This window comes from Methanoculleus sp. 10 (genome assembly GCF_913757945.1).
In the GTDB taxonomy this organism is placed as follows: Archaea; Halobacteriota; Methanomicrobia; order Methanomicrobiales; family Methanoculleaceae; genus Methanoculleus.
The window spans coordinates 184,561-204,401 of sequence record NZ_CAJYDP010000002.1 but is presented as its reverse complement, the minus strand read 5'-3'; the positions used below and the strand labels follow the sequence as shown (position 1 = coordinate 204,401).

Annotated in this window: 20 protein-coding genes and 1 tRNA gene; 16 read left to right on the top strand and 5 right to left on the bottom strand. The window is 61.6% G+C overall.

The window, feature by feature from the left end:
- Window positions 1-145: 145 nt before the first annotated feature.
- From QZ408_RS02820 to QZ408_RS02810, 3 genes are all read right to left on the bottom strand, one after another.
- Window positions 146-562: a hypothetical protein gene (locus QZ408_RS02820; RefSeq protein ID WP_292489587.1), complete on the bottom strand. Its 417-nt coding sequence runs from the start codon at window positions 560-562 to the stop codon at window positions 146-148.
- Window positions 563-1,039: 477 nt separating this feature from the next.
- A complete protein-coding gene (locus tag QZ408_RS02815; protein WP_292489585.1) occupies window positions 1,040-1,783 on the bottom strand; it encodes a hypothetical protein in 744 nt (247 codons plus the stop codon).
- Window positions 1,784-2,231: 448 nt separating this feature from the next.
- Entirely contained in the window at window positions 2,232-2,897 is a 666-nt protein-coding gene (locus tag QZ408_RS02810) for a dihydrofolate reductase family protein (RefSeq protein ID WP_292489583.1), read from the bottom strand.
- A 114-nt stretch (window positions 2,898-3,011) separates the two neighbouring features.
- Here QZ408_RS02810 and QZ408_RS02805 point away from each other — a divergent pair, with 114 nt between their 5' ends.
- From QZ408_RS02805 to QZ408_RS02790, 4 genes are all read left to right on the top strand, one after another.
- On the top strand, window positions 3,012-4,208 hold the full coding sequence (locus tag QZ408_RS02805) for an HD domain-containing protein (RefSeq protein WP_292489581.1): 1,197 nt from the start codon (window positions 3,012-3,014) through the stop codon (window positions 4,206-4,208).
- 137 nt (window positions 4,209-4,345) lie between these two features.
- Complete coding sequence (locus QZ408_RS02800; RefSeq protein ID WP_292489579.1) at window positions 4,346-4,687, top strand: hypothetical protein; 342 nt, start codon at window positions 4,346-4,348, stop codon at window positions 4,685-4,687.
- A 142-nt stretch (window positions 4,688-4,829) separates the two neighbouring features.
- Entirely contained in the window at window positions 4,830-7,964 is a 3,135-nt protein-coding gene (locus QZ408_RS02795) for a DEAD/DEAH box helicase (protein ID WP_292489577.1), read from the top strand.
- A 40-nt stretch (window positions 7,965-8,004) separates the two neighbouring features.
- Window positions 8,005-8,877, top strand: coding sequence for an alpha/beta fold hydrolase (locus QZ408_RS02790; protein WP_292489575.1), 873 nt, complete (start codon window positions 8,005-8,007; stop codon window positions 8,875-8,877).
- A 39-nt stretch (window positions 8,878-8,916) separates the two neighbouring features.
- On the opposite strand, the gene QZ408_RS02785 is transcribed toward QZ408_RS02790, so the two are convergent.
- Window positions 8,917-9,135: a hypothetical protein gene (locus tag QZ408_RS02785; RefSeq protein WP_292489573.1), complete on the bottom strand. Its 219-nt coding sequence runs from the start codon at window positions 9,133-9,135 to the stop codon at window positions 8,917-8,919.
- Between the two features lie 196 nt (window positions 9,136-9,331).
- Between QZ408_RS02785 and QZ408_RS02780 the strand changes: the two genes are divergently transcribed.
- From QZ408_RS02780 to cysE, 10 genes are all read left to right on the top strand, one after another.
- Window positions 9,332-9,901, top strand: coding sequence for a hypothetical protein (locus QZ408_RS02780; RefSeq protein WP_292489571.1), 570 nt, complete (start codon window positions 9,332-9,334; stop codon window positions 9,899-9,901).
- A gap of 182 nt (window positions 9,902-10,083) precedes the next feature.
- A tRNA-Cys gene (locus QZ408_RS02775) sits at window positions 10,084-10,155 on the top strand.
- Between the two features lie 18 nt (window positions 10,156-10,173).
- Window positions 10,174-11,538 carry an O-phospho-L-seryl-tRNA:Cys-tRNA synthase gene (gene pscS, locus QZ408_RS02770; protein ID WP_292489569.1) on the top strand — a complete coding sequence of 455 codons (1,365 nt, stop codon included), beginning with the start codon at window positions 10,174-10,176 and terminating at the stop codon, window positions 11,536-11,538.
- A gap of 14 nt (window positions 11,539-11,552) precedes the next feature.
- Window positions 11,553-12,848: an O-acetylhomoserine aminocarboxypropyltransferase/cysteine synthase family protein gene (locus QZ408_RS02765; RefSeq protein ID WP_292489568.1), complete on the top strand. Its 1,296-nt coding sequence runs from the start codon at window positions 11,553-11,555 to the stop codon at window positions 12,846-12,848.
- 1 nt (window position 12,849) lies between these two features.
- Window positions 12,850-14,319, top strand: a complete 1,470-nt coding sequence (locus tag QZ408_RS02760; protein WP_292489566.1) for a homoserine O-acetyltransferase — start codon at window positions 12,850-12,852, stop codon at window positions 14,317-14,319.
- A complete protein-coding gene (locus QZ408_RS02755; RefSeq protein ID WP_292489564.1) occupies window positions 14,316-14,792 on the top strand; it encodes a DUF1890 domain-containing protein in 477 nt (158 codons plus the stop codon). Before QZ408_RS02760 ends, QZ408_RS02755 begins: the two co-directional genes overlap by 4 nt.
- The gene (locus tag QZ408_RS02750; protein ID WP_292489563.1) at window positions 14,780-15,070 is read left to right on the top strand and encodes a DUF1894 domain-containing protein; all 291 of its coding nucleotides are present in this window, start codon (window positions 14,780-14,782) and stop codon (window positions 15,068-15,070) included. The genes QZ408_RS02755 and QZ408_RS02750 overlap by 13 nt, the downstream gene beginning before the upstream one ends.
- Window positions 15,067-16,209, top strand: coding sequence for a tRNA uracil 4-sulfurtransferase ThiI (gene thiI, locus QZ408_RS02745; protein ID WP_292489561.1), 1,143 nt, complete (start codon window positions 15,067-15,069; stop codon window positions 16,207-16,209). The genes QZ408_RS02750 and thiI overlap by 4 nt, the downstream gene beginning before the upstream one ends.
- 23 nt (window positions 16,210-16,232) lie before the next feature.
- Window positions 16,233-17,162 carry a cysteine synthase A gene (gene cysK / locus QZ408_RS02740; RefSeq protein ID WP_292489559.1) on the top strand — a complete coding sequence of 310 codons (930 nt, stop codon included), beginning with the start codon at window positions 16,233-16,235 and terminating at the stop codon, window positions 17,160-17,162.
- A 19-nt stretch (window positions 17,163-17,181) separates the two neighbouring features.
- On the top strand, window positions 17,182-18,141 hold the full coding sequence (gene cysE, locus QZ408_RS02735; protein ID WP_292489558.1) for a serine O-acetyltransferase: 960 nt from the start codon (window positions 17,182-17,184) through the stop codon (window positions 18,139-18,141).
- Between the two features lie 27 nt (window positions 18,142-18,168).
- Here cysE and nadA read toward each other — a convergent pair whose 3' ends face one another.
- Window positions 18,169-19,089 carry a quinolinate synthase NadA gene (nadA, locus tag QZ408_RS02730; protein WP_292489556.1) on the bottom strand — a complete coding sequence of 307 codons (921 nt, stop codon included), beginning with the start codon at window positions 19,087-19,089 and terminating at the stop codon, window positions 18,169-18,171.
- Between the two features lie 121 nt (window positions 19,090-19,210).
- On the opposite strand from nadA, the gene QZ408_RS02725 reads away from it, so the two are divergent.
- On the top strand, window positions 19,211-19,558 hold the full coding sequence (locus tag QZ408_RS02725) for a hypothetical protein (protein ID WP_292489554.1): 348 nt from the start codon (window positions 19,211-19,213) through the stop codon (window positions 19,556-19,558).
- 86 nt (window positions 19,559-19,644) lie between these two features.
- Window positions 19,645-19,839 (top strand): MoaD/ThiS family protein, encoded by a 195-nt coding sequence (locus tag QZ408_RS02720; RefSeq protein ID WP_292489552.1) that lies wholly within the window; start codon window positions 19,645-19,647, stop codon window positions 19,837-19,839.
- The last annotated feature ends 2 nt before the right edge of the window (window positions 19,840-19,841 follow it).

Genomic DNA, 19,841 nt, shown 5'->3' with positions numbered 1-19,841 from the left:
AAGCAAAGGGAAACAGGTGGGGTTACCCGGGTGGAGGGCCGGCACGATCACCCCTTCGCCGTGGTGTTCCCCCGCATTCCCCTCCACGCTGGTCGCCGGTTCCCTCAAACTCTATCCGACCCGATTCGGGGTTCCCACCCAGATTTCACTGTTGCGGACAATTCAGCTCAGCTGTGAGGTTCTGGCGTGCATCCACTACGCCCTGCACCTTTGGACGGATGGTCTGTAAGGCCTCAGGGACGGACGCATCGTCAGGAACACTCTGCACAGTCCGGTCGAGATCATCGTACGCAGCGTTGAGATCGTCGATCCGTATGTTCGAGACCTGGTCTGCAGAACTCCTGACATCCTCCATGGCAGACTGCACCTGGTCCCGTGCATCCCGGATGTCTCCCACAGATGAGGTTGCATTGAGGCCCTGCATATTCTCAAGCGCTACTCCGAGTTTCCCGAGATCCTGGCAGAGCTGCGCCTGCGCCTCTTCCTGGCTCGGCTGGACGCAACCGGCGGCAGCACAGGCGAGGATGAGGACCACAGAGACGAAAAGTACCCATGTTTTCATACCTATCTCCTGAGCAGAATGGGAACGACTGCTCGGGCCCGGGTAATGGTGAAGGTTATATAAAATTATCGTGATGCTTAACGTCGATCCAAGGGGCCGGCGCTCCGGGCTGCCTGGGAAAGGCACGCCAATGCTCTCCGATATGCCACTCCACCGGCAATGGAGCGCCGTAAGCTCCGGCGCTCGTCGTGCGGGTCATCCTCAGGGTCGGGCTCAATGCCGGCCGTCCCGTCGAAGTTCGCGACCTCGCTTCACCGTACTATAATAGAGGAAGGACCACCTCCACGAGCTCGTCAACGCGACGGCCCGGGCCCGCGGCGGGGTCTACGACCACGAGGTCCAGCCCCTCATCTGGGGGATCCTCGAGGACTACCCCATGGAGCAATCCCGGGCTGGAATGTTCAGGGGGCCGGAGATGAAAGAGATCGTGTCGACCTGGATCGATGAGCGTCTGGCAGAGGTAGGAGGAGGATGACCTCACTCCTCGCTATTGATGAGACCCTGCACCATGCACATGAGGATCACGCCGGAGAGCGGCACGACGTGGGACCGGTCTTCAACGCGGATAGTCAGGTGAACGTTGTCAAGGCCGGTGTAATACTCAGTCCTCTGTTTGCCGTCGCGGTTGACGGCAATACCGTCCCTGTAGGGCTCCATGCCGACGATCTTTCCAAGCGGGAAGTTGATCGTGCGCTTCCCGCCGGTAAAGACCATCCGCCGGTTCGTCAGCGTGAGCGTGCCTGAATCGATCACCTTGATCTCTTCGTGCGACTCGCTCCTGGCCGCAAATCCCCCCGTCCTGAAGTAGACGCCCTTTGCTATCCTGAAACTCGGGCCCGCACCGCCACCGTATGTCGTCCGCACAGAACGCGGTTCTTTGAGCGTAACCCCGGGGATGACCGCAACCGCACGTTCACCCCGCTTCAGGAGGACAGCGTTTGTGTCTACCCTGAGTTCCGGGACGAACCCTCTCTGGAACTCATCAAGCGCGTACTCAAGGTCGAGCTCCCGCTGCCTGGCATCAGAGACGCCGCCGTATGCGATCCGCCCCCACTCATCACCCGTCAGGGTCTGGTTGCCGTAGTTCTTCCAGACCGGGTTTGACCGGTCGGTCACCCCTGAGAACCTGAACGTGCCGTTGCCTGCGGGGGTGAACGTTGCCCCGCAGCCCGGGCACGAGTGGACCTCCCGGGATGTCAGCCCGAGAAAACCCCTGCTCACGGTTTCCGCCAGGGGATTTGCCCGGCATACAGGGCATCTGTCGGACCACGACCCCTTTGCCGGGGCGGTCTTTGCCTCCCCGGCGAGCAGCCCCCCGCAATTGCTGCAGTATCTGCCTTCATCCTCAAAACCACAGGCTGGACATCGCATACCTCATCACCTCGCGCCCCGTTTCCGCCGGAGATGCCCGGGCATACGATCGATTGAGGATTTGCCTCCTTAAGACTTCCGGAATCCCCCCGGCGAAGAGGGGAGACTCTTCTCGCTTCTACCTTACCTGGAGGGGTTCCGGCAGGGAGCACCACCCCGGAGGAGGCCGGATGGGGATCCCACAGAGCATCCCTGACCGGATGGCCGGCCGGGAGTCGTTCCTCTCGCCCCCGGGCGACCCGGACCTCCGGAGATCCCGACCACAGGCCCGAGGAGCCGGTGATCCCGGGCCGCTCCCTCACCTCTTCACCGCGTACACCAGGTGCACCGTGCCCTGCTCCATCGGCGCGGCCTCCCGAAGTTCCAGCGCCACCCGTCCCCCGGCCTTATCAAACAGCTTCTTCTCCCCCTCGCCGGCGATGGTCGGGTGGACGATCAGGCTGATCGTATCCGCGATCCCTTCCCGGATCAGGACGTCGTTCAACTCCGGGCCTGAATCAGAGACCACCCGCGTGATGCCGAACCGCTCGCTGAGCTCCCGTATGGCCCCTCGAAGATCCACCCGGCTCTTGCCGCAGCGGATGAACGGGTACTCCCGCTCGCGGAGATAGTCGAGGTAGTCCATCGGCGTCGCCTCCGCGACGAGGACGACGACGTCTTTCGTGTGCTCCATATTCCGGTAGAAGTGGAGCAGGTTTTGGAGCACGCCCCTGCTGTCGACGATGACAAAGATGGGGCGTGGGTCGTCCGGCCGCACGTCGCGCCGATGCCGGTCGGGTTCCGCCTCGGGTTCGCTGATATCATGAAACATCTCGAGTCCGGACTTTGCGGTGGCCGAACCCACGAGTACCGCTTCCGGCTCGAGGGCGAGCAGTGCGCCGTAGTGCTGGCCGAGATCGACGTCAAAGCCCCGCACCGCATGATCCAGGCTCACGCTGTTATGGATGATGACTTCCGGGTGCATGCGGGATAGATACGCACATCAGGAAGATAGCCAGTGCGGATCCGCTTGTCTCCGGCTGATACAGAAAGCCCTATCTCTTCTCCCGGCCGAGAACTCCTCATCTGGGGGTACCTGATGGAGATCCCGCACAGCATTGCAGACCGGATGGCCCGGAGGACGGCCGACCGGGAATCGCTCCTTTCGCCCCGGGCGACCCGGAACGCCGACTACCTGCGGAGGTCCGGCCACAAACCCGAGGAGCCGGTGATCCGGCCGCCGTTCTCCCGGGACGCCGACCGGATCGTCCATTCGAAGGCCTACTCGCGTTACATCGACAAGACCCAGGTCTTCTACCTCGTCGAGAACGACCACATCACCCACCGCGTCCTCCATGTCCAGCTCGCATCAAGGATCGGGAGGACGATCGGGAGGGCTCTCGGCCTGAACGACGACCTGATCGAGGCGATAGCCCTCGGCCACGACATCGGCCACGTGCCTTTCGGCCATCTCGGGGAGGAGATCCTCGACGAACTCTGCAGGGAGCACGGGATCGGGGGGTTCAGGCATAACGTCCAGAGCGTCCGGTTCCTCGATACCGTCGAGGACTGCGACCTCACGGTGCAGGTGCTCGACGGGATCCTCTGCCACAACGGCGAAGCTCACGATCAAAGCCTCACAATCGAGGGCGAGGCCGGCTGGGACTCGTTTGAGGAGAAACAGAAGAAGATCGAGGAAGGAGGCGACGCGCTCCCCTGCACCGCCGAGGGATGCGTCGTCAGGTGTGCCGACAGTATCTCCTACCTCGGCCGCGACCTCGCGGACGCCCTCGAGGTCGAGGTCATCGATGAGCGGGACCTTGAGGAATTCCCGGAGATCTGCATGGACCTCTTCGGCATCACCGGGAAGGAGGCATTCTGCGACATCAACCGGCGAGTGCTTGATGTCCTCATCAGGGACATCATCGCGACGAGTTATGACGCCGACTGCATCGCCTTCTCGGGCAGGGCTTCAGCGTCTGTCGCGGCCTTCAGGGACTTCAACATGCAGCACATCTACGAAAACCCGGAGCTCCGGAAGAACCGGGAGAAGATCCGGTCCATGTTCTGCTACCTCTTCGACCGCACCCTTGAGGATATCGGGGAGGAACGCGAGGTTTCGCCGGTCTATGAAGAACTGATCAATGCACCGTGGGCGTCCCGGCGGTATATCAATGCCGCCGCACCGGCGGAACTTGCGCGGGACTTCATCGCCGGGATGACGGACCGCTACTTCGAGCGGGTCTTCCGGCAGTACATCCTCCCTGAGCGGGTGCAGTCAAGATACCGCGGGTAAACCCCCCGCAGTCGGCGGTTGAAGGGGGTTCATCCCCCATTATCTTCTGGATCCATCCGGCAATTCTGCTTTGGGCCTTTGAATGTAACCCGATGGTTCCTATACATTCATATGCCGCTATAGGGCAATGCATACTGATGAACAGACACATCCTCATTCTCGGCCTGGCTGCGGTTCTTGTCCTGACAACCGGGTGTATGGGGCTTGGTGGCCCGAACGCTAAGATTGTGGAGGACTCTGCAACCAAAGATATCAGCCTCTCCAAAGGGCTTGTGTATAATGTGAACGCGGTGATACAGAACGACGGGCGTGACGGTGACATCACCGTGACGGCGAAACTGATCGATGAGGAGAAGGGGTTTGTCCGGGATCAGGTCTCGACGGTGGTCTTCATCCCCTCAGGGGAGACAAAGAAGGTCAGCCTCACGCTTGATGGAGATGTTGCCCGGACGTATAGGTACAGCATTGAAGTGAGCTGACCCAACGTATATGGCAGGAGGGGATCTCTTCTCCGGAGAGAACCCCCAGCCTCGGGGAGCAGGAGATCAAACCGTCCCTCCTCGCTACGATGAGACTGAGGCATATCATAGCCATTTTTAACACCTCGCCCAAATGGAGAGTATGGAACTGCTCCCCGGGATCTACGAACAGATTATCAGCGAATACCTCGCATCCAAGCTCACCGGCCCCGAGAAAGAAGGGCGGGTCCTGAAAGATCCACTCAAGCATTTTGACCCTCAGATAGTCCTCTCACGATATTTCTCTCGGATCCTCAGAGTGGCCCTCCAGTCTGCCGATGAGCAGCGCGTCCCGCTGGAAGAGCAGGTCCAGACCTGCAACCGCCTCATCGAGCACCTTGCCAATGATCTCAAGGATCCGACCCTTGAGTTGTGTACGATCACGCCCGGCGCAGAGGTTCTGCTCGAACTTGTGGAGCGTGGCAACCTTTCCCCAGTAAAGAGTACTATATCCGCCCGCCCTGAGACCTCTATCGCACAGAGCAGCCTCTTCACCGGATCCCCAAAAGAGCCCGGGCTCATGGATGAACTCAGGAGGGAGATCAGAACCGCCGACCGTGTCGACCTCCTCATCTCATTCATCAAGTGGAGCGGGCTTCGGCTGATATTCAATGACCTGAAAGAGTTTATCAAGCGAGGCCAGCTCCGGGTGATCACGACCTCCTACACCGGTGCGACCGACATAAAGGCTGTCGAGGCCCTTGCAGACCTCCCGAACACCACTGTCAAGATATCCTACGACACCGATAGGACCCGGCTCCACGCGAAGACCTATACGTTCCACAGGAGCACCGGCTTCTCCACCTCCTACATCGGGTCGTCAAACCTCTCGAACCCCGCGATAACGAGCGGCCTTGAGTGGAACGTCAAGATCACCGAGCAGGATTCATACGACATCATCAGAAAGATCAACGAGACGTTTGAGACCTACTGGAACGACCCTGAGTTTGTCGCGTACCAACCCGAGAGCCGGGAAAGATTACAGCGTGCTCTCTCTAAGGAGAGGAGGAGCGAGATAGACATTCGCCCGGTCTTCGATATCAGGCCTTACTATTACCAGAAGGAGATCCTCGATCAACTAAAAGTAGAGCGGGAGGTGCACAACAACTACAAAAACCTCATTGTCGCCGCCACCGGGACCGGGAAGACGGTCATATCAGCGTTTGACTACAAAAGCCTCATCAAGAGACCAGGGGAGTACCCCCGGCTGCTCTTCGTCGCTCACCGTGAGGAGATCCTGAAACAGAGCATCCAGGTCTTCCGGGGGATCCTCAGGGACCCAAACTTCGGGGACCTCATGGTCGGAGGGAGCGAGCCTGCGCAGGTTGAGCATCTCTTCACCTCAATTCAGAGCCTGAACAGCAAGAATCTCCCAGATATCACGCCCGCAGACTACTACCATATGATCATCGTCGACGAGTTCCACCACGCCGCTGCGCCCTCATACCAGAGGCTTCTTGCGCACTACAACCCAAAGATCCTGCTTGGCCTCACCGCGACACCGGAACGGATGGACGGACTTAATATTCTCGAGTATTTTAACGACAAGGTCACCGCCGAGATACGGCTTCCTGAGGCGATTAATAGGAAACTGCTCGCACCGTTCCACTACTTTGGTGTCACTGATGTCGTGGACCTTGATTCTGTGGCGTGGAGGCGGGGAGCCTACGACCCTATTGAGCTCTCCAGGGTTTATACCGGAAACAGAGAGCGGGTTGACCGGATCGTCCGTGCCGTGCGGGACTACACTACTGATATCCGTGATATCATTGGGCTTGGGTTTTGTGTATCCGTGGAGCATGCAGAGTATATGGCCGCATCGTTTCAGGAAGCAGGCATTCCGGCGGCCTGCCTTCATGCCGAAAGTTCCCGGGAAGAGCGTTCCACTATCCAGAGGCGGCTGGTTACACGGGAGATCCACTTCATCTTCGTCGTCGACCTCTACAACGAAGGCGTTGATATTCCGGAGGCGAACACCATCCTCTTCCTGCGCCCCACCGAGAGTCTCACGGTCTTTCTCCAGCAGCTTGGGCGGGGGCTCCGCCTCTCAGAAGGGAAAGAGTGCCTGACTGTCCTCGATTTCGTCGGGAGTCACAACAAAAACTTCCAGTTCGGCGAGAGGATTGCAGCGCTCCTCTCACCGGGCAGGAGGAGCCTGGTCGAGCAGGTCATGAATGATTCCTACTCGCTCCCAAAGGGTTGTCATATCCACTTTGAGAAAGTGGCGCAGGAGAAGGTCCTTGCGAACATCAAGGCAAACCTCATGAACCGATCCACCCTCATCCAGAAGATGCGCTCGTTCCAGGCCGAGACCGGGGAACCCCTGAGTTTTAGGGAGTTCCTTCACCGATACAGACTTCGGCCCCTTGATATCTATCGGAGAGGGACGTTCTGTCAACTTGCCGCTCTCGCAGGTGCATACCCCGAGATCTATGCAGACGACCGTCTCTTCCCTAAAATCGCGGCACTCAGACTGGCAACCCTGGACTCGCCGGGAATAATCGAGTTCATCCAGAGGTTGCTCTCCGATCCCAACCATTGCTCCCGAAAAACCCTTTCTCCCCGCGAAGAATGCATACTTGCGCTCTTCTACTACACACTGAGGGATGAGCCCTTTCCCCGGGAGGATGCAGATGTTCGGGAAATTTTCTCAGAGGTCTTTGAGCACGATGAGATCCGGTGCGAGATCTGCGACCTCCTTGAGTACAACAGAGAACATATCGAATACCCGAAAAAACCCATTGACCTGGGTTTCGCAAACGCCCTTGAACTCCACGCTACTTACACTCGGGCGCAGGCGTTTGCAGCCCTCGGCCACTATACCCTGACCAAGAAACCGGCAGCGGGCAGCCAGGAAGGGGTTCTGCACCTCGAGGATAAGAAGGCTGATGTACTCCTGGTTACCCTGAATAAGACCGAGGAGCACTATTCGCCCACTACGCTGTACAAAGACTACGCCGTCAACGAGAGCCTCTTTCACTGGCAATCCCAGAGCACCACATCGGCGTCGTCACCGACCGGCCGACGCTACATCGAGCATGAAAGCCGGGGGAACCGGATCCTCCTCTTCGTCCGCGAGTTCAACAAGATCAACAGCGTCACGCAACCTTTCATCTTCCTCGGGCCCGCCCGGTACCGCTCCCACGAGGGGAGCCGGCCGATGAGTATCATATGGGAGCTCGATCACCCAATGCCGGCGGGCTTCTTCCTGAAGGCAAACAAGATGGTGGCAGGGTGATGCCGCCGAAACCTACATCGTATCCAACACCAGATCATGCATGAATGAACCGTTGCTTCCGCAGAGGGGGCGTGCTGCCATCCTGACGAACCAGAGATACCCCGTCGTCCTTGTCCACGGTTGGCGGAGCCATCCCGGCATCTGGAACCGCCTCACCCCCGTGCTCTCGGACTCCGCGGTGCCCTTCTGGAGGTTTGACCATACCGCGATGCAGGGCGCCGGGACGGAGGCGATCGCCCTTGCCCTCCGGGACTACATCCATGAGAAGCGGGAGGAGGCCGGGTACGGCGGCCCGGTCGACATCATCTGCCACTCGATGGGGACATGCATCGCCCGCTACCTCCTCGAGGTCCTCGACGGCGGCGCGCGGGAGGAGGAGGTCCGGTTGCTCGTCGGGATCGGCCCCCCGAACAACGGCTCGGCCATGGCCGAACTCTTCAACGACCCCGAACGGGGCCCGGAAGTGATCCGGAGTCTTGCAGGCGTCTTTGTGCCGCAGGGCTACGACCCCGGCGACGATACCATCGTCCAGGAGTTCCGCCCGGGCAGCAGGACCGTCACGGCGCTCCGGGCTGCAGGCACCCGCGACGATATCGCCTACCGGATCCTCCTCGCCGCGAACCTCACCGGGACCCCGGCGTTCTTCCCGGCCTTCGGCGGCCAGACCTGGGAGATTGCCCCGGACGGGGAGTGGCGGGCGACCTACGCCGGCGACGGCATCGTCCCCCACACCGACTCGTACCTGCCCGGGGCGTGGATGGACGTCCTCCCGGCGGACCCTGCGAACCTCGCCCGGCACCCGGAGCAGTACTGCCACACCATGCTGCCGAGGAACCCCGAAGTGGTCGCGCGGATCATGGAGTACCTCTGCAGCCCGGATGCCGGGCCTGATGGGGTCTCTCCTGTACCGTGAGCTCTCCTGAAACTGCCCTTATGGGCGCCCCGGAACCGCTCACCGCTTCTGCCAGGCCTTTCGCGCGGATTCCGCCCAGGCGTTGATCGCCCGTTCGAGGTCCTCCCCGGCCTTCCGTGCTGCCTGTTCGATCTGCTCGTGCGCATCAGGTGTCCCGGGCGGGTGGCGGCCCGCGCTCCCGGTGGTTGGAGCGACCGGTGCGGGTTCGGGGTCCTCGACCCACCGCCCCCGCTCAAAGTGGCCTTTCGTCTCACTCATATGCGGTGATAGATCCGCCCGGGATAAAAACCTGGCTTTTTGCACCGGCCGTGGGGGATGCGTTCGGTTGAAGAGGGGATAAAAAGCCCCGGATCGGCGGCTAACCCCTGATGGTATCGGTATACCCGGTGCCGCCACATGCCGGGATCCGTTCTATGCGCAGGTTCATCTACTCCGGCGATATAAAAGTGAACCGATGATCCGGATTGCCGCTATCGAGGAATGCGAGCGCAGGATCTCCCCGGGAGCCTGCCGGATGCGGATCGCACGGTCCATCGGGTCGGTGGTCTTCTTTCTCATGGTGGTCCCGCTCCTCCTCGGCCTCGCCTTCGGGGTGCCCCCGGCTGAGGTCTTCACCCTTATCGTATCGGCTTTCCTCCTCCAGGCAGCCGCGGCCGTCGTCGGCCTCTCGCTCGGGCAGCACCCGGCGGTCGTCCTCGTCTTCCTGACGTCGGTTGCGGTCGCCGTCATGATCGGTGTCCTCGAGGTCTGCGACCTCTTCGCCGAACGGTCCCGGCTGATCCAGCGGCTCCTCAGAAAAGTCGATGCAAAGACAGGGCAGATCGATTACCTGGAGCGTTACGGCGCCCTGATGCTCATCCCGGTCATATGGATCCCGGGGATCGCCCTCTACGGTGCCCCTGTCGTCGCGTGGCTCTTCCAGTACCCGCGGAGCACCTCCCTCCTCTGCATGACCGCCGGCTGGGCGATCGCGGTCATCGCGGTCATGGCGGCGGCGATGGGACTCGTCAGCCTGGCCTTCTGATGGAGGGCGGCCCGATTAGCGGCGCCGGGCATCGACTCTCCTATCCTCTCGTATACCTCTCCTTCGAAAGAAACCCTACCCGCTCCTCTGTCACCGTCAGCAGATGACCCGATCCAAATATATAAGTATTCACAATTGTTAACTATGTTGGGCGTGATTAACAATTGTTAATCACGAACTGTGCCGAGGTGGCGGAACGGCTACGCGGTTGACTGCAGATCAACTCCATCCCGGTTCAAATCCGGGCCTCGGCTTTTTGTGAGGTTTCCTTCATGAAAGAACAAGTCCAGAAGACGTTCGAAGCACTTTTCGCGCTCGAAGATATCCGGGAGGTGCTCCGAGAGGCGCTCCCGATCGGCCCCGATCCCGGCGAAGAGCAGGCTATCCGGGAGGGCGTCGCCCGGGTCCGTGCCATCCTCGACGACCTGGAGGCAGGGACAGGCTCACCGGAGGTCACGAAGATTGTCGGCAGCCTCGACATCAGGAACAGGGAGGAAGCATGTATCAATATCCAGCCGATCCAGGCCGCCGGCCGCCTAACCCTCGAGGCCCGGAAGGCCCTCATCGCCTACGGCGACGGTTACTCCACCTGTGATGCCTGCCGGAAACCCTTCCGCCTCGATAAGATTACAAAACCCCCCATTGCGGCGTTTCACGAGGACCTGGCCCGGTTCCTGAACATGGATACGGTCCGGGCCGTCCCCGGCGCCCGCCGGGGGTTTCAGGCGGTCACCTCCACGCTCGTGAAGCCGGGCGACCCGGTCATCGTCTCATCCCTCGCCCACTACACGGAGTTCCTAGCCGTCGAAGGGGCGGGAGGCGTGGTGAAGGAGGTCCCGGTCTCGAGGCAGAACCTCATCACTCCCGATGCCGTTGCCGAGAAGATCGAGGACGTTCGGCGGGAGACCGGGAAAAACCCGGCACTCGCCATGATCGACCACGTCGATTATCAGTTCGGGAACGTTCACGACGTCGCCGGCATCGCAAAGATCGCTCGCCAGTATGACATCCCCTTCCTTCTCAACGGAGCCTACACCGTCGGTGTCATGCCGGTGGACGGGAAGGCGATCGGGGCCGATTTCGTCGTTGGCTCTGGGCACAAGAGCATGGCATCGGTCGCGCCATCCGGAGTGCTGGCGATGACCGATGAATGGGCATCAAAGGTCCTGCGCACCACGGCGATGGTCGGCGACATGACCTCGCGGAAGTTCGGGATCAAAGAGGTGGAGATGCTCGGGTGCACCCTCATGGGGGGGACGCTGCTCTCGATGATGGCCTCGTTCCCCACGGTGAAGGAGCGCACGCTCCGGTGGGATGAGGAGGTGAAGAAGTCGAACTACTGCATCGACACCCTCCTCTCGATCTCCGGAAGCAGAGTCCTCTCCGAGTATCCCCGGAAGCACACGCTCACCAAAGTTGACACCACCGGGAGTTTCGACACGGTCGCCCGGACCCACAAACGGCGGGGGTTCTATTTCAGCGACGAACTCTCGCAGCGGGGGATCGTAGGGGAGTTTGCAGGGGCGACGCGCACCTGGAAACTCAACACCTACGGTCTGTCCAGGAAGCAGATCCGTTACCTCGCGGATGCGTTCACCGAGATTGCTGAAAAATACGACCTCCCCATCACCAAGTAACAAGAGAGACTACCATGACTGAGAAAGCATTTCGTTTAGGAACCGCTGCAATCCATGCAGGGCAGGAGCCCGACCCCACGACCAGGTCGAGGACGGTACCGATCTATCAGACCTCGTCCTACGTCTTCAAGGACACAAACCACGCTGCGAACCTCTTTGCCCTCAAAGAGCTCGGGAACATCTACACGCGGATGATGAATCCCACCACCGACGTCTTTGAGCAGCGGATGGCGGCCATTGAAGGGGGAACCGGAGCGCTGGGGGTTGCCTCAGGCATGGCGGCGATCACCTATGCGCTGCTTGCGGTCACTCGCCCTGGGGACGATATCGTCTCCGGGGATAACCTCTACGGCGGGACCTACGAGCTCTTCAACTACACGTTCCCGAAGCTGGGACGAAAAGTAGTCTTCGTCGATTCCACGGACCCGGAGGCATTCAGAGCAGCGATCAACCAAAAGACGCGGGCCGTGTACGTTGAATCGATTGGTAACCCGAAACTCGACGTCCCGGACTTCGCAGCAATCGCACGGGTTGCCCACGATGCTGGGATACCCTTTGTCGTGGACAACACGACCGCGGTGGGGCTTGTCCGGCCGATCGAGCACGGTGTGGATATCGTCGTCCATTCGGCGACGAAGTACATCGGCGGCCACGGGAATTCGATCGGTGGCGTCATCGTCGACTCGGGCAACTTCGCCTGGAACAACGGGAACTTCCCCGAGTTCACCGAGCCCGATCCAGGTTACCATGGGCTGAAATACTGGGAGACATTCGGAAACTTCCCGGGGCTTGGCAATGTCGCGTTGGTCTTCAAGATCCGCGTTCAGCTCCTCAGGGACACCGGGGCGGTGCTCTCTCCCTTCAACGCCTGGCTCTTCCTCATCGGGCTCGAGACGCTTCATCTTCGGGTACAGCGCCATGGAGAGAATGCCCGAGCGGTCGCTGAGTTTCTGGAAGGTCACCCGAAGGTCGCATGGGTGAACTACCCCGGCCTTTCCGGACACCCAAGCCACGAACTTGCAGAGAGGTACTTGTCCGGGAACTTCGGCCCCATCGTCGGGTTTGGGGTCAAAGGCGGGGAGGCTGCTGGCAGAAAGTTCATCGAGGGCCTCAACCTCTTCTCGCACCTTGCAAACATCGGGGACTCAAAGAGCCTTGCCATCCACCCGTCGACGACCACGCACCAGCAGCTCACGGCAGAAGAGCAGCAGGCAACCGGTGTCACTCCCGATTACATCCGGCTCGCCATTGGCACCGAGGATATCAGGGATATCATCGAGGACCTCGATCAGGCGCTCAGGGGTGTGTAATATGCCCGGCTCAGTCGGCATCGTGAAGGCCGAGTACGTCACCTTCTTCGACCCGCTCCCCCTTGAGAGCGGTGCGATCCTCGCCCCGGTGACGATCGCTTATGAGACCTACGGACGGCTGAACCGGGAGAAGAGCAACGCGATCCTGATCTGCCATGCTCTCTCCGGGGACGCCCACGTAGCGGGCTATCACGAGGAGGCCGGCCGCCCGGGGTGGTGGGACGGCGTCGTCGGTCCCGGAAAAGCCTTCGATACCGATCGCTACTTCATCGTCTGCTCAAACGTCATCGGGGGGTGCAGTGGTTCAACCGGCCCCGCCTCGGTGAACCCTGGTACCGGGCAGCCCTACGGCACCACCTTCCCGGTCATCACCATCCGGGACATAGTTCAGGCACAGAGGCGGCTGGTTGGAAACCTCGGGATCGAGCGACTCTTTGCCGTTGTGGGTGGTTCGATGGGTGGGATGCAGGCGCTCCAGTGGGCGGTTTCCTACCCAAATGATCTCTGCAAAGTCATCGTCATCGCCGCCACCGCCCGCTCGTCGCCCCAGCAGATCGCCTTCAATGAGGTAGGGAGGCGGGCGATCATGGCCGATCCCGCCTGGTTGGCCGGGAACTACCTACTGACTGAGCCGCCGGTACGGGGGCTGGCGCTCGCCCGGATGATCGGGCACATCACCTACCTCTCCGATGGGGCGATGCACGATCGGTTCGGGCGGAACCTACAAAACCGGGAGTCCATCGGCTACGGGTTCGCTACTGAGTTCCAGGTGGAGAGTTACCTCCACCACCAGGGTGACTCGTTCACCCGGCGGTTCGACGCCAACTCCTACCTCTACATTACCCGGGCGATCGACTACTTCGACCTTGCCGTGAACGGTTCGCTCGCCGCAGGGTTTGCCGGGGTGAAGGCCTCGTTCCTGGTCGTCTCAGTCTCGTCGGACTGGCTCTACCCGCCCTACCAGTCGGAGGAGATTGTCGACGCCCTGGCGGCAAACGGGGTCAACGTCGAGTACTGCGAGATCCGATCGAACTACGGACACGACGCCTTCCTGCTTGAGAGTGGCCAGTTGAACTACCTGATCGGGAAGTTCCTTGATAACCTCAGGGTCCGGGATGTGATGGAGACGGGCATCCCCACTATCGGGGAGCAAGCCTCCATCCACGACGCCGCCCGGGTGATGATTGAGGACGGCGTGAACCACCTCCCGGTCCTGGCAGGGACCGGGAAACTCGCAGGGATCGTCACCTCCTGGGATATTGCCAGGGCCGTCGCCTGCGGCTACAGGCACCTGGACGAGATCATGACTCGCTCGATCGTCACCGCCCTGCCGGATGAGCCGGTGAGCAAAGCCGCACGCCAGATGGAGGAACGGGCGATCTCTGCTCTCCCGGTAGTGGACGGTGATGACCGGTTGATCGGGCTCATCTCCAGCGAGGCGATCAGCACCCTCATAGGGCGATGTGCATGACTCCCCATGCGATAGAGAAGAATGAGCAGGCTCTCCTGATCTTCGGGTGCCCGGAGGTGCCGGTGCAGGCGGCGATTGGCCTCTACCTCGCAGGCAGGCTTGCCGAGGACGGTTACGATGTGGTCACTGTCGGAAACCCCTCGGTTATCGGGCTCTTCCGCATCTCCGACCGGAAGAAGCACTACATCAGAAAGACCGTCGACCTTGATCGTTGCATCGGGGAGGTCGCGGAGAAGAAGCGGGATGCCATCCTCTGCGTCGCCTTCGCCCATAACGATGCCGGCATCTCGTATGCCGCCTCGATGCGCTACCTCCTCCAGGATGCGCGTCTCCTTGTCGTCGTCTTCGGTCGGAACGCCGAGGAACTCGCAGCGCAGGTCGACTTCCCCTGTGAAAAGGTCGTGGAGAAGGCGGTCCACAACCCGGGGAAACTGAAGAAAGGCATCGACGAGGTCTTCGGATGGCGTGCATAGACGAACTGAGTCCGGAGGTTCTCCTCCGGGGAGCCTCTTTTGCAGAGAGCAGGGCTGCGGTGGAGAAGCGTTGCCATGAGGTCTACTATGTCGACCCTGGATACGCGATCTTTGATACGCATATCATCGGGGTCCCGCCGATCGCAGTCGGGGTGGAGGATACCTTCCTCCTCCTCCCCTACACCAAGCCCTGCTACGGGACGTACCTGATCCGGGTTGCGGGGGGCGAGGAGATCGAACGGCTCAGGCGGAAGGGGAGATCCGGAAGGAGACCATGAACGATATGGAACAGGTCTGGCTGGTGCGCTACTCCGAGGTCTTCCTCAAGTCGGAGCCGGTCCGCCGGGAATGGGAGAGGACTCTTCTTTCGAATATCAGGAGAGTGCTCCCGGACGCAGAACCCCGGCGGGAGCGCGGGAGGATCTGGCTCAAGGGGGCGGTCGACCCGGAGAAACTCAAGAACGTCTTCGGGATCGTCTCGCTCTCTCTTTGCGACGTCGTACCGCTCGACGGGCTCTCCGGAGGCGTCCTCGCGTTCTGCGAGCGTCGCGGCATTGCGGAGGCGGCGACCTTCGCCCTCCGTGTCAGGCGCGTTGGAAAGCACTCTTTCTCCTCCAGGGACGTCGCCGGGAGGCTCGGCGACCTGATCCGGGCGGATTACCCGCACCTCCGCGTCGATCTCGACGACCCTGAACGGGAGATCTTCATCGAGATCCGGGACGGGACCTGCTACCTCTTCGACCGGAAGATCCCGGCTGTCGGCGGTATCCCCCTCGGTGTCGAGGGGACGCTCGTCGCACTCGTCTCCGGCGGCATCGATTCCCCGGCCGCCGCCTTCCTGATGATGAAGCGTGGGTGCCGGATCGTTCCGCTCTACATCGGGCTCGAGGGCTATCTCGACGGGACGAACCTTGCCCGGGCGGAGGCGACGGTCGCGGCCCTCCGTCGGTACCAGCCCGACATCGAACTTACAGTCGTCGAAGACGGCTACCTCGTTCGGGCGCGGCGGGCACTCGAAGAGCGGGGGCAGGAGCGCTACACCTGCCTCCTCTGCAAGCGGCGGATGTACCGGATCGCCGCCGAAATCGCCCGGAGAGAAGGAGCGAAGGGGTTCGTCACCGGGGAGTCGATGGGGCAGGTCGCGTCGCAGACCCTCGACAACCTGGCAGTGCTCACCGATGCGGCGACGATCCCGGTCTACCGGCCGCTGATAGGGTTCGACAAGGAGGACGTCGTCCGGCTCGCTCGCGAGATCGGGACATTCGATGCATCGATAGCCCCGGTTGGCGGGTGCGGAGCAGTGCCGGCGCGACCTGCCACTACCGCCACGGTCGAGACGGTTCGCGCCTTGGAGGATGCGGTAGGGGATGCCGGAGACGTGGGAACGCCTGCAGGTAACGTCTATTCAAGCATATGAATGATCGAAGGAGGCTGACGTGGATGGGACGGATATATCATGATATCACCTGGACGATCGGGAACACCCCGCTTGTCCGGCTGAACCGGGTGACGGAAGGCTCCCGGGCGACGGTCCTCGCCAAGGTGGAGTCGTTCAACCCGATGGGTAGCGTAAAAGACAGGGTCGGGGTCGCGATGATCGACGAGGCTGAGCGGACCGGCGAGATCCGGGAGGGCACGACGATTGTCGAGGCGACGAGCGGCAACACCGGGATTGCACTCGCGTTCGTCTGTGCAGCCCGCGGCTACCCGCTCGTGCTCGTGATGCCCGAGACGATGAGCGTGGAGCGGCGAAAACTCCTCGCAGCGCTTGGCGCCGAGGTGGTCCTCACGCCCGGATCCGGGGGGATGGGGGGAGCGGTCAGCCGTGCGGCCCGGATCGCCGCCGAAAAGCCGAACGCCTACTTCGTTCCCCGGCAGTTTGAGAACCCGGCAAACCCGGAAGTCCACCGCCGGACGACGGCCGAGGAGATCTGGCGGGACACCGACGGGACCGTCGATGCCGTCGTCGCCGGTGTCGGGACGGGTGGTACGATCACCGGGATCGCCGAGGTCATCAAATCGCGGAAGCCCTCCTCCCGGGCAATCGCCGTCGAACCGGCGGAATCTCCCGTCCTCTCCGGCGGAACGGCCGGGCCGCACCGTATCCAGGGGATCGGGGCCGGTTTTGTGCCGCGGGTGCTTAAGACAGATCTCGTCGACGAGATCCTCCGGGTCGCCTCCGCGGACGCCTTTGCGATGAGCCGCCGCCTCGCCCGCAAGGAGGGGATCCTCGCCGGCATCTCGTCGGGCGCGGCGGTCCACGCCGCCTGCGAGGTCGCCGCCCGCAAGGAGTATGAAGGGAAGGTGATCGTCGTGATCCTCCCGGATACCGGCGAGCGCTACCTCTCGACGGATCTCTTTGAAGTATGAAAAAGAGGAGCGAGACACGGTGAGCATCAGGGAAGATATCCGGACGGTCTTTGCAAAAGATCCAGCGGCCCGGTCGACGCTTGAGGTGATCTTCTGTTACCCGGGCCTCCACGCGATCTGGGCGCACCGGATCGCACATATTTTCTACCACCGCCGGTTCTACTTTCCGGCCAGGCTGATTTCCCATATCGCCCGGGCGCTGACCGGGGTCGAGATCCACCCCGGCGCAACGATCGGCCGCCGGGTCTTCATCGATCACGGCTCGGGCGTCGTGATCGGGGAGACGGCGGAGGTCGGCGACGATGTCCTGATCTACATGGGAGCGGTGCTCGGTGGCACTGCACTTGAACGGACAAAACGGCACCCGACTATCGAAGATAACGTCATCATCGGGTCGGGGGCGAGCGTCCTCGGCCCCGTCACCGTCGGGCGCGGGGCAAAGATTGGGGCAGGCTCGGTCGTCGTCCGCTCCGTTCCCGCCGGCGCGACGGTCGTGGGCGTTCCAGGCAGGATCGCCGGCCCGAAATGCCCGAAAGGGAGCGAAGGGCTCGACCATGGCGACCTCCCCGACCCGATGCTCCGGGTGGTCAGCCGCATGCTCGACCGGCAGAACCGGATCGAGGAGCAACTCCGGGCGATGGAACGGTCGGGAGCGTTTGCCGGTGCCGGAAAACGGCAGGAAGAGATCGCGCTTGAGGAGACGATCCGGACGGCCCTCAAGGAGGTGATCGACCCGGAGGTCGGGATCGACGTCGTTGACCTCGGGCTAATCAAAGGGATCACTGTCCAGGACTCCTCGGTGCTCGTGGAGATGGTCCTGACCACCACCGCCTGCCCGCTCGTCGACTACCTCACCGATCAGGTCAGGCGTCGGGTGCTCGACGTAAACGGCGTCCGGAACGTCGAGGTCCGGGTGCTCGACGAACCCTGGGACTGGGACCGGTTTGTCGGGCAGAGGGATCTCCTCAAGGAACTCTGAAGTCCTGGAACCGGCGGTTCCCCCGGCCTACCGGGGAAGGTCCAGCATCCGCTCGATCGCCGTCCGCGCCCGGGCGGCAGTATCCCCGGGGACCGTCACCCGCGGTTCGAACCGTTCAAGGGCCGCGAGCACCGCCGATAGATCGGTCTTCTTCATGTTGACGCAGACCGCCCGGCTCGAAAGGGGGAAGAAGGCCTTCCCCGGACACTTTTTTTCGAGTTGGTGCAGGAGCCCGACCTCGGTGCCGATGATGAACTCCCGCCCGGGGCTCGCGCAGGCGTGCCGTACCATCCCCGAGGTCGAGCAGACGTGGTCGGCGAGGTCGATCACATCGGGCCGGCACTCGGGGTGGACGAGCACCTCGGCGTCCGGGTGGGCGCGGCGGGCTGCCGCCACCTCGTCGGCCGTCATCCGGTCGTGAACAATGCAGTAGCCATCCCAGGGGAGGATCTCCTTCTTGGTGAACCGGGCAACGTAGCGTGCGAGGTTTCGGTCAGGGAGGAAGATCACCTGTTCCGCGTCGAGCGACTCGACAACGGCGACGGCGTTTGCGGAGGTGCAGCAGATGTCGCTCTCTGCTTTTACCCCGGCGGATGTGTTGACGTAGGCGACCACGGCGGCGTCCGGGAAGCGCTCGTGGAGCACCAGGACCTCACCCGGGGTGATCATCTCCGCCATTGGGCAGCAGGCGTCGGCGGCAGGGAGAAGGACGGTCTTTGCCGGCGAGAGAATCGCGGCCGTCTCGGCCATGAAGTCGACGCCGCAGAAGACGATGGCGCTGGCATCGACCATCGCTGCCGCCCGTGCGAGTTCGAACGAGTCTCCGACAAGGTCGGCGACCTCCTGCACCGCCGGGATCTGGTAGTTGTGGGCGAGGATGACGGCGTTGCGCTTCTCTTTCAACCCGGCGATCGCTTCGGCAAGAAACTGATCGAAATTGGAAGCCAAGATAGTATCACAACCCCTTTTTGTGGCCAAAGACACAGCCTTGTTCACAAGTATTATCCCCACGTGTAATTAACAATTGTGAATATGTGCGGCCCGTGTCCGGCCCCATGGAGACGAACCCATGCCACGAGTTCTGAATGAGTGGGATATAACGATCCTGAAGAAATCTGCCCCGGAATACCTGGGGCTGGTGTGTGCGGGTTCGGGAGGGCCTTACCGGTCCGTCCTCCCGCCACTTGCGAATCATTATACGGCCGATCCCGCTGATTTTCGGAGACGGCTGGAACGGCTGAATGGCAATGACCTTCAATACATTGTTGGACTGATACTGGACGGGAGCGAGAGCCTCGGTTGCGTCCCTCCCGAATACCTTGAGTTTTTCCTGATTTTCATCGAGGAACGGCTTGGCCGGGATATCGCGCTCTCGATCCTGCAGTGCTACGAGAACGAGGATGGGTGCGCCCGGTGAGCGTCCGCCTTATACGTCACAAAAGGCGCGAGAATGCACTGGTGCAGGCACTTAAGGGGCGGTGGGCCCTACACCCGAGGTGACATATGCAAATCATCCTCCCAGACAGAAGTGTGCGGACGATCCCTCATGCTTCCGCGCCGATAGAAGAGATCCTCCTCGAACTCGGGATCAACCCGATGACCGTGATCGTCGTGAAGAACGGCACGATCGTCCCCGAGGACGTGACGGCGGACGAGGGCGACGAGATCCGGATCCTCCGGTTCTCGCACGGCGGGTGAGC